Here is a 17,090-nt window from a genome sequence, read left to right as displayed (position 1 = left end):
AGGTTTACGTTTTGCGATTCGTGAAGGTGGTCGTACTGTTGGTGCGGGTGTTGTTGCTAAGGTTATTAAATAATTTAAGACCTTCTATCGCATCACCGATGCAAACAAGTAAAAAAGGCGTACATTGTGCGCCTTTTTTATTTAAAATATTAATACCACAATGCTAAACAAAGCTAGCATGGTTTTATCTGCATTCTTCTATTTCGTCATTATTATAATGAACAATATGAAGAATATAAAAATGTTATATCCATTCAATCCTATCTTGTTTTATCGCTGTGTCCAAGTGTTACCTATACGCTATTGTACTTGATATACAGCCAATTATGAGTTTTAAAAAAATACGAGAGTTACACTCTATTAATACCGTTATATTGGGCTTGCTAAACAAGCCGAAGAGATTCTAAAAGCTGTCAAAAAATTAAATAATACAATCCAAATGCGATTTATGCTTGCGATCTTGTCATGGGCAGAAGCATCTATAGACTGTTCATTACCATAAAATAACATTGATTTTAATAAGCAGCGATTAAACAGTTTTAATTTATCACTTCAAATTTATTGAGGCTACAAAGACTATACTGATCTACTATTGAAATGAAATTCAAATTAGTAATATAGAATTTTATTATTAATTAATAAGCTATATTTGAGTATAATGCTTTATTTAAAGTACTACGATTTGCGAGTTTTTGAATGGAAACAAATTTAATAAAAGCAATTTTGTATTTAGTAAAATCACCTGTATATCAGATACAACAAATGAATGATGGAAAAAATAGAGTCAATAACCAAGGTAAAGGACTTGAAGAATATATCATTAACTTATTCTGTGGAACTGTAGGTGAACTAGACGAACAAATGTGTATTGCTAAACGAAGTAAATTATTTAGCTACATTGGAAATCAAAATAATCCTCCTGATGCCATGATCTATGCAGGTGATGCGATAGAAATAAAAAAAATAGAAACAGCAAACGCGGCTATTGCACTAAATTCATCTTACCCCAAAGCAAAATTATTTTCCAACAGTTCAATGCTTGCAACTTCTTGTATTACTTGTGAAGATTGGATTGAAAAGGACATGATTTATGTTATAGGGCAAATTAATAAACAAAAATTACTCAATTCTTTATGCTTTGTTTATGGTGTAGATTATGCGGCCAGTTTAGATATTTACGAAAGAATTAAATTAAAAATTAAACAAGGAATTCTAACCATAGAAGATGTTGAATTTTCTGAAACAAAAGAATTAGGTAGAGTAAATAAAGTGGACCCTTTGGGAATTACAAATTTAAGAATACGTGGAATGTGGCACATAGATAATCCTATTAAGGTGTTTAGTTATATATATCAGCCTAAAAAAAATGCTTCCTTTAACATGATGACATTGATTAATGTTGAAAAGTATTCAACATTTAGCGATGAGGATCGCAATGAATTAGAAAAAGCTGCAAAAGATTTAGAAAATTTAGTGATAAAAGACGTAAAAATTAAATGCCCTGATAATCCAGCAAAACTAAAAGATGCTAAACTAATTACCTTTTTCTTATGATAAAAAAGAGTTATATATGAATATTGTTTCTTTGTTTTCTGGAGCTGGTGGGCTTGATTTAGGTTTCAAAAATGCTGGTTTTAAAATTATTGTTGCGAATGAATATGATAAATCCATTTGGGAAACTTATGAAAAAAACCATTCAACACCTTTAATAAAGGGAGACATTCGAAGTATAAACTCTGACACATTTTTAAACAATACTAATGAAATTGATGGAATTATAGGTGGTCCACCATGTCAAAGTTGGTCGGAAGCTGGTGCATTAAGAGGTATTAGTGACGAAAGAGGAAAATTATTTTTCGAATTTATTCGGCTGCTGGAAGATTTACAACCTAAATTTTTTGTTGCTGAAAATGTTTCTGGAATGATGTCAAAAAGGCATTTAGAAGCTGTTCAAAATATAATTGATTTATTTGCTAAAGCAGGATTGGGATATGATGTTTATATCCAAACATTAAATGCTTCTGATTTTGGTGTCCCTCAGGATCGAAAACGAGTATTTTATGTCGGTTTTAGAAAAGATCTTCATGTTAAATTTGAATTTCCAACACCATTAAAAACAAAAGTATCTTTAAAAGATTCTATTTTTGATTTAAAAAACACTGCTGTTCCAGCATTAGAAAAAAATAAATCTCATGGTGATACATTAGCTATACTAAATCATGAATATTTTACCGGTAATTTTTCAACAATTTTTATGTCTCGTAATAGAGTAAGAACATGGGATCAGCAGAGTTTTACTATTCAAGCTGGTGCTAGGCATGCACCTATCCATCCTCAAGCTCCCATTATGATCAAAGTAGATAAAGATAAATTTCAATTTGTTGAAGGTAAGGAAAAATTATATCGACGATTGTCTGTTAGGGAATGTGCAAGAATTCAAACTTTTCCTGACGATTTTAAATTTTATTATAACTCACTTGCCGATGCATACAAAATGATTGGAAATGCAGTACCTGTAAAGTTAGCTGAGGCTGTAGCTAATCAAATCAAACTTTTTTTAGATTAAATAAAAATTTAATATTACTATGTGTTTATTATTTATTTGTCAATAACGTTACGTTTTTATTTTATCAGTAGCCTTTATTTTATATTGAGCCAAGTATAATAAAAGTTAAAATTGAACTTAATTTTTAATATCTACATTAAAGAAGATGAAAAATCAAATATGAAAAATTTTGAATATTATTTCATGATGCGTAAAGAAGATCAGGCTTTTCCAATGATTGATGATTACACCGATACCATGGGTCATGCCGGTGCCATTCTTATCGATGCTAATCATCATCTATTAATGGGCAAAACCGAACCGGGAGGAGATGGTTTAGCGGCTGGGTATTAATATTATTTGAGTAGTGAGTTAATAACTATAAAATGAAGTTTACCAACGCAGAAAATTGCTTTTAAGCTATAACATGATTTAATTTTGATAAAGTCCAGCGTTAAATGTTGGAAGCCTTAAACCGGATAACGATATAGACTCCTCAATAATTTTTACATTGATGCAACAATAAATATTGGCTTGATATTCTTTGCTATAAACAAGTTGTTGTGAGTATTTTTCTGATTTAATTGATGTTTGGTTATAAAGTTACTCAGTTTAATTTTTAAAGCAAAAAATAACGGCGATTTTCGAAAATATGGAAAGCTAAGATAGCTTCATCAAGATTGATTTACTTTTCCCAAATCAAAGCAACTACCCATGTTGAGTGCTGTAAAGATGCCAACGTGATTGATGAAATCCCAATGGCATACAAAGATATTGATGCAGTGATGACCGCGCAAAATGAATTGGTTGAGATAATGCATCAATTAAGGCAAGTGGTGTGTGTGAAGGGATAAAACTATCGAGGAGCAATCCTCGATTTAAATTAATATTTACTGCTATCAACTTTAAATTGCCAAACTTACTAAGCGCCGTAATTGCATTAGTATTTTCTTCAATAAGATCTATGCAGATTTTCCTTTAGGTTAGTGCAATGGGTTTTGCCTTGAAAGCAGTCGTTAAATATTGATGTTCAGGTGTTCAGGCGACCGAGGTGTTCAAAACAACCCCTCCGGCATCCTATTCCACTATGCGTGGTGCGTAAAGGTGAATATTTGAAAGGTTTACGTTAGCTAAAATTTCTAAAATAAATTAATTATCAATTTTTAACGGTTTTAACTGAATGTCAGAGAAATTTTCATATTCGCCTTCCCACCCTGCTTCTCCTGGGATTTTCGTGATCTTTCTCCAACAAATTACATCATTTTTATGTATGCTATTTTGTGAAATTTTTGTTTGAGGAATGCATGATTCAATGTGATTAGATAAATAACTTTCAAGCTTCGTATGATCAAAATTAACTTGATTAAATTTCGAAGCTAATTCAATAAGCGATATTAGAGCTAATAAACTAGCATTTGCACCTTTATATGAAGGAGTCGTTCCTTTATGAATAAAATTATTCCTAGCCGCTCTAGCTTCATTTAGCAAAGAATATAACTTATCAGTGATTAAGCTTTGTTGGAAAAATATTTCAATTTTATGAGACGCATTCCATTGTTGGGACTCTAAAAACTTTCTTCTTTTAGGAATATTAATTGTTTTTGAATCATTAAGAATCAGTTTGTCCCATAAAAATTCAATTAATTGTTCAATCGTTATCCATGAGTTAGCTAATGATTCTCTTAATTGATGATTTTTATAATAAGTAAATGCGCCAATAAAAAGGAAAGGAGATAAATTTGTTAGCTTTGATAGAACCTTATGCCCATAGTTATAAGCCGCAATTAATGAATCTACCATAATTATTTCAGGCTTAAATAATTTTATTGCTCCTAATCTTCCCGCATCACCCTCTCCAATAGCTTGATGAAACTCAGAAAGTTGGCTATAAGTTTGGGTATAACGGTAATAACCTAATTTAGTCATATGACCTTTTGAAATCTCAAAAGGAGTAATTGCTTCAATATAAATTCCCCCTAAAAATATAGATGCTAAAATTCTATTTACTTCATCTATAACCAAATTATCATTTTGATAATTAGCCATGAGTGGAAGGATTAAACTTCCATCAAAACCAAATGTTGCAGCCATTTTGTTTGAAAGATGTGCATTAAAAGCCCGACTAGTACGATGAAGTTTTATATAATTATAATCGCCATTATTTATTTCTTCTAAGGTCGCTTCCCATTTATCACTGCTAGAGCGGGCTATAAGCCTAAATGGTTTTAAGCTGGCAATCAAAACTGGCACATAGATTGATGACATTACTTTATTTACCCTTATCAAATTTTATTTAATTTTAACTATTTTTCTTTTTCAAAATCTTTTGAACCTCTTTTACACCAATTTCCATGATGATCGCAATTTGTTCAACCGATACTTCTTTTCGAGCTAAAGCTTGTACCAATCGTTCTTTTTGTTCTCTTTCTTTTTTCTCCGCCAATTTTGCTATTTTCGCCTTTTCTTCCTTACGAATACGTTCAACTACTTGATAAGTTGGGACGTATTTTAGGCTTTGCTCTAACTCGTCCATAAGTTTAGTACTGCGGAAGCTGATATAGGATTTTGGGGTGATGATTAGGTGGTCGATTAGGTCGATATTTAGAATACGGCCAACTTGAATTAGGCGATCGGTGATATCTTTATCTGCTTCGGATGGCGTCAGCGATCCTGACGGGTGATTATGAACTAATATCACGCGTGAGGCGTTTTTCATTACCGCAACACGAAATACATTCATCGGTTCAACATCGACCGATTTATAACTGCCAAGCGCAATCAGTTCGATATACAGGATATAACCAGCTTGATTCATGCCAATCATCCAAAGATGTTCTTTTTCTTGGTCGATTTGGTTATCACGCAATAACACACGTTGCATAATGCTGTAGACATCGTCTGTGCTTTCAATATAGCGTTTGTCATGCTTGGTTAATTTAATATCCATTTTATCACCTTGTAAAATCACTTAAAAAATAATATAGCATATTTTTCTTAGACTTAGCAGTAGTTAATTAATTTTGGTCATACCTATGATAACTATTTTATGTTTGCCTGATAGGTTCATCGTAAACTACAATAAAAATTATTTAGCATTTTAGTTTGGATTCTAATTTTACTAATTTTTATTATAAAACGCCTAAAATAACAGCAGATAATTCAATATCAACAATCCAATCTAAGGAGTTCAACAGTATAAAATAGTTGGGCGATTTTTTGGCTAGTTCGGACAATTGATTATTGTTTTAAAGCAAGCTTACTTGATATTTTTTGTATCCCACCAATAGAATAATGACAACATAATAAAATTGCCGGATAAATTATAAAATTAAGGGTGAAAAGTGATGTCACACACAAAACACCCATGATAAACTCAATATTAAACAATGATTTATCATAACCGCCACTCATAATTAATATATAGAGAACCGCTAATATAAAGTTAATCAGCACTCCAATAAGTACGCCATAAATTACTAATCCTGTAGGACGTTTTGTTTTTTTTAAAAGCACGATTGAAATAATAAAAAAACAAAAATAACACAAACCATAAAATATTAAATAATGTGATTCTGGTGGAAAACGATGATGTTTTCTTATAATTAAGGAATAACACCATTGGTAACTTATAAATGCTCCAATAACATTAAATATCAATATAATCATAATATTAATTGTTTTCACTAGTTTGTCCTTTTTTATCTTCAATTTCTTTTACTGCTTCTTCCAAAGAGCCTGGTAACAAATAAAGTTCTTGTAGACCATATTCATCTAAAACAGATGAACGGCACGCGCACAATAAAAACCAATAAAAGTCGCATAATTACCATTAATAATTCTTTTTTCAATATTCAGCGCTTGCTCTCGTGTTAAAGTGATTTCACGTTGAGAAACATAATCACCATCTTCCTCATGGTATTTGATAAATTGTTCTATTGAAAAAGGGATGTCTCCATCATCATAAAAAGCTTCTGCTTGTCCTCGATATTGTCGCATGTAATCGCCATTGGGATCAAAAATTAAAGGAGTTTCACCTTTGATATGAATATAAAGTGCAGAATGTGTACCGAATTGTGTGAAATTGTCCCATCTTGTAGTAAATAAATAAGCCTCTACATCTTGCTGACTATTTTTTTCTACTTCATTGCTTAAATTATTATATAGGTCATTTTTTACAAAGGTATTTGTCATTGTAGCAAAATGACTACTTGGATTTTTTACACCAACAAATATAGTACTTTTTGTTGCTATAATCTTATTATAACCGACTGGAGAGCATTTACATGCAATCATACAACCATCATAAGCAGCAGGTTTACCCGCTACGATAAAATTATCAGCACCCTCTATAATTTTTCCAGTACTTTTACATTTAGGACAGTAGGCATAATCCCCAAGACAAGCTACACCTTCAATTGCACAAAAACTTTGATCCGATGCTGAAATGATTTTGCCACCAGTCGTAGTGGTATCACCTAGAACGGCTATCCGTTTACTCATAATGATTTATCTGTTGAATATTTAAACATATAATTGATTATATTGCATTAATTAACCGAATAGCAACACTATTTTATTGGGCTAATAGAGGATAAGGATAGGCGACATTAGTAAACTATTGCTAAGTAGAGCGATGCAAACGTTACCATCTAATATGGCTGACAGCTAAAAAAATAGCTAATTTTTAATTTTAAATCGCAAGAAGATTTAATTCTCCGAAAAGTAAACTATTACGGTAGATACTCCTGAATTATTTTTGCAAAATTTATCCCAACAAATTAAAAAATATTGATATTCATCACTTATGCTAATTAATTACTGTTCAAGTGAGTATAGTTGACGTTCTGATAACCCGTTTTTTATAACAGGAAAGTTAGATTTACACATAAAGAGAGTATGATTTACCCATTATTTTACATGATTTTGATTAACTAACATAAAGGAATTGATGTCCCATATGAACTATCCACAACTTTCGATGAACAACTTATTATGGCGTTTCAATCAAAAAGCCAACACAATAGTTGGCATTTTCTTACTATCAATTTGCTCAATATTTTTTAATCCAATAGAACAAAATGATTTAGCACAAATCCTAGTAACCTGATACAACCGATTCACTATTTAGATGCAACCAATACATTGCCTCATAAGGTTGTAACACCATTTCTGGCTTTAATACAGTTTGGTTTTCATAATTACCTAGCAATCTTTGACAATGACGATTTTCTAACGCTTTAGGTAATTGCCATTTAATCGTATTTTCGGTCAGATTGGCTATTACAAGTAACGTTTGATTATTCCAATGTCTGACATAGCACCAGCAATTAGCAACATCAGGCGTTAGATCTTTATAGTCTCCGAAAATAAAGATCGGATAGGTTTTGCGTAATCTAATTAAAGTTTGATAGCAATAAAAAATGGAATTGGGATCGTCAAGCGCTGACTTAACATTGATTTTTGGATAATTGTTTGCCACCTCGATCCAAGGTTTACCTTGGCTAAATCCGGCATTGACGGTGTTATCCCACTGCATTGGCGTTCGGCTATTGTCGCGTGACTTACTGGCAAGAATCGCTAACATATCAGACTCTGACACACCTTCGGCAATTTTTTCTTGGTAGATGTTAAGACTTTCCACATCTTTATATTGCGAAATATGAGTAAAATGGGGATTTGTCATCCCGATCTCTTCTCCTTGATAAAGATATGGCGTGCCTTGTAGTCCATAAAGAATCATCGCCAGCATTTTGGCCGATTCGCTGTGGTATTGGTCTTCATTACCTAAACGTGACACAATGCGAGGTTGATCGTGATTACACCAGAAAATCGCATTCCACGCCTTTCCGTGCATACCCACTTGCCAATAGCCAAGTATTTTTTTGAGTTCAAGTAAATCGGGCTTAGCCAGCGTCCATTTTTCCCCATTTGGATAATCAATTTTTAAATGATGAAAATTAAACGTCATGGTCAACTCTTTACCAGCCAATGCGGCATATTTTTGACAGTTTTCAAGCGTAGTAGACGACATTTCACCCACGGTTTTTAAACCATTAGGTTGAAAAACATCTCGGCTTATTTCTTGCAAAAATTCGTGTATTTTCGGGCCGTCTGTATAATATCTTCGTCCGTCACCATTCACGTCATCCGGAAAGTCTTGCTGTTTAGAGACCAAATTAATCACATCAAGCCTTAATGCATCGACGCCTTTATCCGCCCAAAATTGACAGACATTTTTAATCTCTTGGCGAACGGTTGGATTTTCCCAATTAAGATCAGCTTGCTGTTTTGCAAATAGATGTAAATAGTATTGTTTGGATTGCTCATGCCACTGCCAAGCGTTACCGCCAAATTTTGACCGCCAATTGTTGGGTTCTGAGCCGTTAGCTTTGGCATCTTTCCAAATATAAAACGATCGAAAAGGACTGGTTTTATCTAAGGCGGATTTAAACCATGGATGCTCTGTTGATGTGTGATTAAATACCATATCCATCATAATACGGATATCACGTTCATGCGCTTGCTTAACCAATAATTCAAAGTCTTCCATCGTGCCATAAGCCGGATCAATATTATAGTAATCCGATACATCATAACCATTATCAACTTGCGGAGAGGGATAAATTGGCGTTAACCAAATCGCACTAATGCCTAGATTTTTAAGATAATCCAATCGGCTGATAATGCCTAATAAATCCCCCGTTGAACCAGTACCACTGGCTTGAAAACTTTTGGGATAGATTTGATAAATAGTTCCATTTTGCCACCAAGGGATTTCGTTCGTATTCATTGTTTGCTCTTAATTATTCATCTGTCATAAATTAACCGTTCCATAATAGAACGGTTAACGGTTATTAAATCGTGTTTAGCGAATATCTAACGTACCTTTTTTCAATTTTATTTTATAAACAACTGAAGTTAAAACAATAGGTACGACAATTGCCACAACCATGGCTAATGCATAAATTCCCCAATAAATCGGTTTTATGGATAAAATGCCAGGTAATCCACCCACACCTATACCATTAGATAATACCCCAAACAAACCACAAATTAAGCCAGCAAAGGCCGCACCAATCATGGCACATAGCATAGGGAATTTATAACGTAAATTGATACCGTACATCGCCGGCTCAGTCACGCCCAGATAAGCTGATATGGCAGCAGGAACAGACACTTCACGTTCGTTATGTTTTTTACTGACTAAAATAATCCCCACCACCGCCGAGGCTTGAGCAATGTTTGATAACGCAATAATTGGCCAAATAGGTGTTCCCCCCATATTTTGGGTCATCTGCATATCTATGGCTAATGTCGTATGGTGAATACCGGTAATTACCAATGGTGAATATAAGAAACCAAAAATAGCTGATCCGATAAAAGCATAGTCTCCAGTCATCAAATATCTAACCCCATAGGCAATACCATTACCTAACATTCGCCCTAAAGGACCTAATAAAAAATGTGCCAGAAAAACAGCAAGCAGTAGCGATACGATCGGAACAATCACCAACGTAAGATAATCAGGTATAATTTTACGTAATCGAGTTTCGATCCACCCTAACGCTAAACCAGCAAAAATCGATGGAATCACTTGTGCTTGATACCCTACTTTTTGGATGGTGAACAACCCAAAATCCCACACTTCAGGTATTTTACTGCCCAGATCGTAAGCATTCATCAATTGTGGTGAAACTAAAGTAATGCCTAATACGATACCTAAAACAGGTGAACCACCCATTTTTTTGACTGTTGACCAACAAATGGCAACCGGTAAAAAATGGAAAATCGCTTCACAAGGTAGCCAAAGTATATTGTAAATAGGCGCTAACCAATGATAAGTTTCAATTAATGGCTTATCATCAATGGTGGGCATATCTCCAATAATGTTGCGTAACCCCAATAATAAACCGCCTGCAATTAAAGCTGGAAGCAAGGGTACAAAAATTTCTGCTAAGTTCGAAATTAGTCTTTCAAAAAAAGACATATTTTGTTTCGCAGCAGCTTTAGTTTGCTCCTTAGTTGATTCATTAAGATTTAAATGCTGAGTTAAAGCTTTATAATAACGATCCACATTGGTACCAATAATGACTTGAAATTGCCCAGCATTATTAAAACAACCTTTTACAAAAGGTAATTCCTCTATGGCTTTTATATCGGCTAATTTGGGATCAGACAGTGCAAATCTTAATCGAGTTAAACAGTGAGTAACACTCGCAATGTTTTCTTTTCCGCCCACACAATCAATTAATGCGGTTATCGATTCTGAAGCGATATTAGGATCTTTAGCCATCTCCAAGTCTCCCTATCATAAATATTTAGCCGAATTAGCTATTAATACATTGGCTATGTTTAAATTAGGATTTAGCATAAATTGAAAAAGACAAACAATAAATGGGAACGTTCCCTATTTGTGATAGATCTCACATAATTAATAAAAAATATAATACTGTTAGATTGTTATTACTATTTATTAACAGCCAGTTGGCAAGGGATCGTCACTGTTTTAAGTTCGACTCCATTGGTTAACATTCGGAGTAATTCATGAGCGGTATAAGTTCCAGCTTTATCAAAACCTAACTCCACAGATAACGTTTGTGGAAAAAGAAAACGGAGCAATTCACTCTGCCCGATACTCGCAACAATGATATTTTTATATTGCTTTTCATGAAGATATTTATGTAAGCCTAACGCAAGCGTTTCAGTCGCACAAACAATGGCAGAAGGTGATGATTTAATGACTGTTTGAGCAAGATGATAGCCAGATAGATAACTTAATTTTCCTAAACAAGCATTAGGCGTTATTTGATGAAGCTGACAAAAATCCAGATAAGCTTGATAACGTAGCGCACCGGTAGTTTGGTCTTGCTGTTCAATACCAATAAAAGCAATATTACGCTGTTTTTGCTGATGATATAAATGCTCAAGTAAGCGAGTTACTGCACCAATATCATCGTAACAAACACACATATGATTAGGGAATGAACGAGCAATAACCACACTCTTATTTTGCCAGAAAGACAATACTCCCTTATCCAATCCTGTAAAGGCAAAAACTACCACACCGTCAGCCTGCTTATCTTTCAACATGGCTAAATGTTCTTCAACCTTTTCAACATTAAATTGGCTTTCCATAATAATCGGATCATAGCCATGTTGATAAAATATTGGCAGCATGCTACTGACAGCTTGATTTTCAGACATCGAGTCGAGACGAGTGACAATAATACCAATCACTTTATTGCCATAACCTCGCATTGCTCTTGCAGATTTAGACGGCGTAAATTGATATTGTTCAATAATTGCATTGACTTTATTACGTGTCGCTTCCTTCACCATTGGGTCATGGTTAATTACTCTTGAAACCGTTGATTTGCTTACTCCGCTTAGTTTGGCAATATCTTTAATGGTTAAGTGGCTCGATGACTTGCTCATAATAATTTTGCTGAATAAAGATCAATAAAATTATAGTAATATAGTTTCAACAAAATTGCGATATGGTAGCTGCTTGGATGATATTAAAAACCATGAAATATTGGTATACCCGATTTAAGGTTAATGGTAGAATCAGATTAAAATTTAACAGGTCATTAGTAGTACTGTTTAACTCAATATCTAACCTTACGACAAGCTATTAAACATGAAAAAATTATATTTACTGTTAGGTTATATCTTATTTTTTGTCAGTTTATCCGGACACGCATCAAGTGATAACACCAAAATAGCGACCGTTACAGAACAATTTAAAACTGCTTTATTATGTCAATCAAAGCCTTTTGCCTTCGAAGATAAAAAAATCATTGCTGAACTTGAAAAACAAAAAATTACCATAAAAAATAAACAACAAGATAATATCACTGAAATCGAATACCATTTTGAGCAACCTATCAAAATCAAGAATGTATGGGTTAAGATGATTCGTTATGAAAGCGATAATTTCGTCACATCTTTTTATGCTAAAGCCAAAGGTGATATGCACAAGTTCGCTAAATTGATTGGTGCTAACACTATATTGCGTAGCTGTGAAAAACCCATTCCATTGAATGATACAGACATATACCGAAAAGATATTACCCCTATTACGGACAATAAACTTTACCCTGATACCATAATTATTGGTCAGGATAAAGACTCAAAGCCGAATGAATTTTATGTTATTTGTTCTAAAGTTGAGGCTAATGAACCATAATTCTTTGCTTAATCAATATTATCCTATTAATTTATCTTATGTATGGATAATGTGTGAATTCCATATTAGGTGGTACTTGGTTATAAACTTTTCGAGTGAATGCATCAATGCATTTTAATAGTGTCTAATCTTGATGTAAATTGCTCATGTACTTTGAGCCAATAAAGACAGCAAACACTCTCTAATTCTCATGTTTGCTTGACTTAAATCAATTGTACAAAAAAATAGCTGATGATTTTGAATGGTGGTATTTTCATTAATCGATTGATTTGTTGTTGGATATAAAAGCATACCTGATGCAGAATAGGATAATCGGTCATCACTTCTTTCTTGACTTCTTACATAAGCATAAAGTTGGTACAAATGATCTGTCTTAAAAGAAAAACTGTTATGATTAAAAATTGAGGTACATTTAGTATCCACAATTAAGCGAGAATTTGTTTTGTTATTTTCTATAATTAAATCGGTAATCATTTCTGGCATAAACTGTCCAATGTTGTCCGTCGATTGGGTACATTGCCATTTAAACCTTTTTCCCGACTCGATTTGCCATTCATTTGGATTGAGATTAACCCGATAAAAACCAATTACCGCTTTCTCAAATAATGCTCTTAACCACTGATCAGTTTTCTCCAACGTTTTAAGTGTTTCTTTACCGAATAATTCTGTTGGAATAGACAAACTATGAACCAATTTAGCCACCGAAACTAATAGATTATCATGAGGATTTGATCGATTGAACTGATCGATAACAGGGTTGTAATAGTTAGATTTACCGATTTTTAACTCTTTAAAACGATTGGTTATTTGTTTACATTGCTTTATCAATTTATCATTAGTTAATTGCCTTAATAAAACATGGGCAGCATCATGAATATATTGATTTTTTGGTGTATTATTTGTTAATCCATCATATCGACAATGGATTTTACCTTTTTCAAGTAATAATTTACGTGTGGTAGTTAAATAATCAATTTTTCCTCTAACACGTGTTAAAACCTGCTTTTCAGGTTGATAACTGTTAGATAATGAATAACGCAATCCTTTGTGCACTGCCTTGCAATAAATTTCAGCAGTCAGCTCAACAATTTTTTCAGGATTTTCTTCAAAATTTATTCGCTGCTGTTCATCAAGCTCTTTATAAGAATCTGATGCATACAATAAAAGTAACCATATGTTTCTAATAGGTATTTTATTTAATGTGGTATTTTGTTTTGTTGTCGATTTAGTATTCATTGAGATTGTTTATATGCAATCGTAATAAGTTTCATTGCTTTGTTAAGTTTATCTTTTTCATCAAACCAATACTCTTCCAATAATGGTTTAATTTCTGTATCAATAATATTTTGATACCACACTAAACCTTCACTTTTCGGTATAGCTCTATGATGAGTTAAATAACTATGACCAATAGCAAAAGCACTTCCTAACATTCTATCTTGAGCAATGAATTCATTTAATTCATTCATTCTTTCTCTTATTTCTTCTAAAAGCTTACTATTGAGCCCTGTTTTTTTAATCATATAGCTTAACCATTTTTCTGAAAAATTAGGATCTAAAGTAAAAAACGCAAAACGTCGACGTAGTGCAATATCGACTAATGCTAAAGAACGATCCGCTATATTCATCGTACCAATGACATATAAGTTATCGGGAATATATATTCCATTTTCTTGTTCGCGGCGATAGGTCAATTCTAATGCTTCACTCGGTGTTCGCTTATCAGCTTCAAGCAGTGTTAGCATTTCACCAAAAATCTGTGCGGGGTTACCTCGATTAATCTCTTCAATAACCATAACATATTTAGATTGAGGATCATTTCTGGCTTGATGAATTATCTCCAAAAAAGGACCATCGATCAGCGCTAACTTACCATCACTAGCGGGACGAAAACCACGAATAAAATCTTCATAAGATAGATTAGGATGAAATTGAATTGCTCGAATATTATTTGAATCTTTATAGCCAATTACAATATTAGCCAATCTTTTAGCTAACCAAGTTTTACCCGTACCTGGGGGACCTTGTAAAATGATATTCTTTCTCATTTTTAAGCTTGCTAACATCTGTTGTAATTGTTGTTCATCGACAAAACAACTTTCTTGAATTAAACTTTCTAATGTATAAGGTTGTTTAACTAATAATTGTTCAACGATATCATCATCACTTTCAATAATTTCTTCATTTTGCTCATCAATATTATCACTGCGTAATCGATATTTTCCATTTCCCAAAAATTGCAAGAAATCCTTATCTCTTAATCTTTGCAATGTATTGCTGACCGATTCTCCTATTACACTATTATTAGGAAATTCTTCTTCAAGCTGTTCTCGATATTTATTAAGAAACTCTTTACGTTGAAAAACATCAGTTCCATTCTTTTGACAAAGCTCCTTAATCAGTTGTAATAATTTAAATTGCCATTGATTATTTGATATTAAACTTTCATTATGTAATATGCTACTTTGATATTTACGTAATGCGGTTAAATAAAGCTCTGGAAAAGAGTGAATAGGAAAGTAATCTTCGTTAAATCTCACAGCTAAATTATCAAGTAACTTAAGATAATCATTACCGTTAAAATGTCCTTTGGATAATCGCTTATCTTTTATCAAACCCAATTCATCTGTAAGATAAACTTTTGAAACCTTATCCAATACGACATAAGCATGAGGGCGAATCCAAAATAAACCATTGGTTAATTGCCATGAGCAATAAGGTTGTGACATGACTAAGTCAAATTTTTGTTCAAACTCATCTTGATAGTTTTCATCAGCATTAGAAAATTTCAGTGCAGTAGCATAAAATTCCCACAAATTATCAATCTCTTGTTGTTGATTTTCGGAGTTGGTAAAAAACCAAGAAGCTTGATTATTGAGTAATGGTATTCCTTCAAAGGAATTGGGTATCGATTCATTTAGATTAAGAAATTCCGCCCACTTTTTTGCTATTTGTTTTCGTGTGATTTCTTTGATATTTCGGTTAAAAGTACCTAGCGCTGTAAACGGACAAATATCATGTATATTTTTATTAAGTAAATAAGAGAGATTAAATTCTATTGCAAGTTCATTTATAAAAACCATTAATTCAGAACGCTTCTCTTTATTTTGATAAATTAATAAATTATCAGCAACTGCTTCATAAAATGGTATCCATTTAAATAATTGTGTACGAAAATTAGTATCGTTATCTCCATAACGAGATCGCCAATAAGGCGCATTACGAAAATAGTCAATATCCTGTGGTTTATTATAGAAAGTAAAGTTGATTAATTGTTTTGATAACCATTCATCATCTTTAACACTCCAAATAGTGGCTATATTGGTAAAAAAATACCATTTTTTATTCAAATTCTTTTTTTGCCACTTAACTTCTAATAACTTTCCATCACCATAATTTTTTGTCACAATACCGGTCGCTTTAATCTCCATGACTGAAACAGCTTGACCTTTATTATCAAAGGGTAAATTATTTTTTAAGTTATAGGTTGACTTGATTGCAACACGATCTCCAACACTAATACCACGTACAGTATTTAAATATTTATTATCGTAACCATTTTCCCAAATACCTAATTTGACAAAACGTTCTGTTTGGTCTTCACTACCATTAAATTTAGCGCTTAAAAACCAATATGTTTTTATTGCTTCCAATGTTTTTTCCTTTCAAATATAGATAATCTATTGTAAAGATAAATTTTTGTAACGAAGTTTAACTTAAAATAAGATAAAAAAGTGAATAAATCTAATTAAATGTGTGATATAGGTCAAATTTTCAAAAAAATTCTTAAATAACTATTAACATCATTAACAAAACGATCATTAAATATAATTGGCAAAAAATAGCTTTTTATTCATGTTAAAACCCTATTTCTTAACACTATGCCTTAATTTATAAGCACTTCCCCACGCTAACATGGCGTCATGCACTTGTTTTAAACTTTGTCCGACTTCGGTCAGTGTATATTCCACTTTAGGAGGTACTTGGGCATAGACTTTGCGATGAATTAATCCGTTTTTTTCCATTGCACGTAGGTGCTGAGTTAACACTTTTTGTGATATTCCGTCTAAGGATTTTTTTAATTCGCCAAAGCGTTTTGTGCCCGTTAATAAATCACGAACAATTAATACTTTCCATTTATCGCCCATGAGCATAAGCGCAGTTTCGACTGGACAAGGGGGTAAATTTTCATTGAAAGACATAGTAAAAATCCTTTAAATTCAATTATAGTATTAATTTGGTAACTATATTACTGTTTAGTACCTACTTTACAATAGATACTTAGAATATTAATCTAAAAACATTCATTACTTAAAGATTTTTCTTAACATAACCTAAAACCAGAATCCAACAATA

At 32.7% G+C, this 17,090-nt stretch carries 14 protein-coding genes and 2 pseudogenes; 6 read left to right on the top strand and 10 right to left on the bottom strand.

What is annotated here, in order from left to right; translation table 11 throughout:
• The 5 genes and pseudogenes from ACGH4F_RS06430 to ACGH4F_RS06410 all read left to right on the top strand — a co-directional run.
• Positions 1 to 73 (top strand): annotated as a pseudogene (locus ACGH4F_RS06430) (elongation factor Tu); the annotation flags it as partial.
• A 623-nt stretch (positions 74 to 696) separates the two neighbouring features.
• Entirely contained in the window at positions 697 to 1,554 is an 858-nt protein-coding gene (locus ACGH4F_RS06425; RefSeq protein ID WP_411590495.1) for an NgoPII family restriction endonuclease, read from the top strand.
• A 16-nt stretch (positions 1,555 to 1,570) separates the two neighbouring features.
• Complete coding sequence (locus tag ACGH4F_RS06420; protein WP_411590494.1) at positions 1,571 to 2,566, top strand: DNA cytosine methyltransferase; 996 nt, start codon at positions 1,571 to 1,573, stop codon at positions 2,564 to 2,566.
• Positions 2,567 to 2,725: 159 nt separating this feature from the next.
• On the top strand, positions 2,726 to 2,899 hold the full coding sequence (locus ACGH4F_RS06415; protein ID WP_411590492.1) for a hypothetical protein: 174 nt from the start codon (positions 2,726 to 2,728) through the stop codon (positions 2,897 to 2,899).
• Between the two features lie 341 nt (positions 2,900 to 3,240).
• Positions 3,241 to 3,399 (top strand): annotated as a pseudogene (locus ACGH4F_RS06410) (RtcB family protein); the annotation flags it as partial.
• Between the two features lie 295 nt (positions 3,400 to 3,694).
• Here ACGH4F_RS06410 and ACGH4F_RS06405 read toward each other — a convergent pair.
• The 7 genes from ACGH4F_RS06405 to treR form a co-directional block, all read right to left on the bottom strand.
• Positions 3,695 to 4,810, bottom strand: a complete 1,116-nt coding sequence (locus tag ACGH4F_RS06405) for a hypothetical protein (RefSeq protein WP_411590490.1) — start codon at positions 4,808 to 4,810, stop codon at positions 3,695 to 3,697.
• A gap of 34 nt (positions 4,811 to 4,844) precedes the next feature.
• Positions 4,845 to 5,492 (bottom strand): JAB domain-containing protein, encoded by a 648-nt coding sequence (locus tag ACGH4F_RS06400; RefSeq protein WP_411590488.1) that lies wholly within the window; start codon positions 5,490 to 5,492, stop codon positions 4,845 to 4,847.
• Positions 5,493 to 5,782: 290 nt separating this feature from the next.
• Entirely contained in the window at positions 5,783 to 6,229 is a 447-nt protein-coding gene (locus ACGH4F_RS06395; protein WP_220216083.1) for a hypothetical protein, read from the bottom strand.
• Positions 6,230 to 6,316: 87 nt separating this feature from the next.
• Complete coding sequence (locus tag ACGH4F_RS06390; protein WP_411590486.1) at positions 6,317 to 7,045, bottom strand: PAAR domain-containing protein; 729 nt, start codon at positions 7,043 to 7,045, stop codon at positions 6,317 to 6,319.
• A 595-nt stretch (positions 7,046 to 7,640) separates the two neighbouring features.
• The gene (treC, locus tag ACGH4F_RS06385) at positions 7,641 to 9,335 is read right to left on the bottom strand and encodes an alpha,alpha-phosphotrehalase (protein WP_411590485.1); all 1,695 of its coding nucleotides are present in this window, start codon (positions 9,333 to 9,335) and stop codon (positions 7,641 to 7,643) included.
• Positions 9,336 to 9,410: 75 nt separating this feature from the next.
• Positions 9,411 to 10,838, bottom strand: a complete 1,428-nt coding sequence (gene treB, locus ACGH4F_RS06380; protein ID WP_411590484.1) for a PTS trehalose transporter subunit IIBC — start codon at positions 10,836 to 10,838, stop codon at positions 9,411 to 9,413.
• 173 nt (positions 10,839 to 11,011) lie between these two features.
• Positions 11,012 to 11,980 carry a trehalose operon repressor TreR gene (gene treR / locus ACGH4F_RS06375; protein ID WP_411590482.1) on the bottom strand — a complete coding sequence of 323 codons (969 nt, stop codon included), beginning with the start codon at positions 11,978 to 11,980 and terminating at the stop codon, positions 11,012 to 11,014.
• A gap of 205 nt (positions 11,981 to 12,185) precedes the next feature.
• Here treR and ACGH4F_RS06370 point away from each other — a divergent pair, with 205 nt between their 5' ends.
• Positions 12,186 to 12,734 carry a hypothetical protein gene (locus ACGH4F_RS06370; RefSeq protein ID WP_411590481.1) on the top strand — a complete coding sequence of 183 codons (549 nt, stop codon included), beginning with the start codon at positions 12,186 to 12,188 and terminating at the stop codon, positions 12,732 to 12,734.
• Between the two features lie 144 nt (positions 12,735 to 12,878).
• Here the strand turns inward: ACGH4F_RS06370 and ACGH4F_RS06365 are convergent, their stop codons facing one another.
• From ACGH4F_RS06365 to ACGH4F_RS06355, 3 genes are all read right to left on the bottom strand, one after another.
• Positions 12,879 to 13,970 carry a 5-methylcytosine restriction system specificity protein McrC gene (locus ACGH4F_RS06365; protein WP_411590480.1) on the bottom strand — a complete coding sequence of 364 codons (1,092 nt, stop codon included), beginning with the start codon at positions 13,968 to 13,970 and terminating at the stop codon, positions 12,879 to 12,881.
• Positions 13,967 to 16,387 (bottom strand): McrB family protein, encoded by a 2,421-nt coding sequence (locus ACGH4F_RS06360; RefSeq protein WP_411590479.1) that lies wholly within the window; start codon positions 16,385 to 16,387, stop codon positions 13,967 to 13,969. Before ACGH4F_RS06360 ends, ACGH4F_RS06365 begins: the two co-directional genes overlap by 4 nt.
• A 213-nt stretch (positions 16,388 to 16,600) precedes the next feature.
• A complete protein-coding gene (locus ACGH4F_RS06355) occupies positions 16,601 to 16,936 on the bottom strand; it encodes a winged helix-turn-helix transcriptional regulator (RefSeq protein ID WP_411590478.1) in 336 nt (111 codons plus the stop codon).
• Positions 16,937 to 17,090: the final 154 nt, after the last annotated feature.

The sequence above is a fragment of the Gilliamella sp. CG35 genome, from assembly GCF_046635745.1.
In the GTDB taxonomy this organism is placed as follows: domain Bacteria; phylum Pseudomonadota; class Gammaproteobacteria; order Enterobacterales; family Orbaceae; genus Gilliamella; species Gilliamella apicola_I.
This window is presented reverse-complemented; position numbering and strand designations above follow the sequence as displayed.

Coding starts and splice junctions, on each gene's coding strand:
- ACGH4F_RS06390 (WP_411590486.1), bottom strand. CDS start 7,045: ATGAGTAAACGGATAGCCGTTCTAGGTGATACCACTACGACTGGTGGC.
- treR (WP_411590482.1), bottom strand. CDS start 11,980: ATGAGCAAGTCATCGAGCCACTTAACCATTAAAGATATTGCCAAACTA.
- ACGH4F_RS06405 (WP_411590490.1), bottom strand. CDS start 4,810: ATGTCATCAATCTATGTGCCAGTTTTGATTGCCAGCTTAAAACCATTT.
- ACGH4F_RS06400 (WP_411590488.1), bottom strand. CDS start 5,492: ATGGATATTAAATTAACCAAGCATGACAAACGCTATATTGAAAGCACA.
- ACGH4F_RS06425 (WP_411590495.1), top strand. CDS start 697: ATGGAAACAAATTTAATAAAAGCAATTTTGTATTTAGTAAAATCACCT.
- ACGH4F_RS06370 (WP_411590481.1), top strand. CDS start 12,186: ATGAAAAAATTATATTTACTGTTAGGTTATATCTTATTTTTTGTCAGT.
- treB (WP_411590484.1), bottom strand. CDS start 10,838: ATGGCTAAAGATCCTAATATCGCTTCAGAATCGATAACCGCATTAATT.
- ACGH4F_RS06420 (WP_411590494.1), top strand. CDS start 1,571: ATGAATATTGTTTCTTTGTTTTCTGGAGCTGGTGGGCTTGATTTAGGT.
- ACGH4F_RS06415 (WP_411590492.1), top strand. CDS start 2,726: ATGAAAAATTTTGAATATTATTTCATGATGCGTAAAGAAGATCAGGCT.
- treC (WP_411590485.1), bottom strand. CDS start 9,335: ATGAATACGAACGAAATCCCTTGGTGGCAAAATGGAACTATTTATCAA.
- ACGH4F_RS06365 (WP_411590480.1), bottom strand. CDS start 13,970: ATGAATACTAAATCGACAACAAAACAAAATACCACATTAAATAAAATA.
- ACGH4F_RS06355 (WP_411590478.1), bottom strand. CDS start 16,936: ATGTCTTTCAATGAAAATTTACCCCCTTGTCCAGTCGAAACTGCGCTT.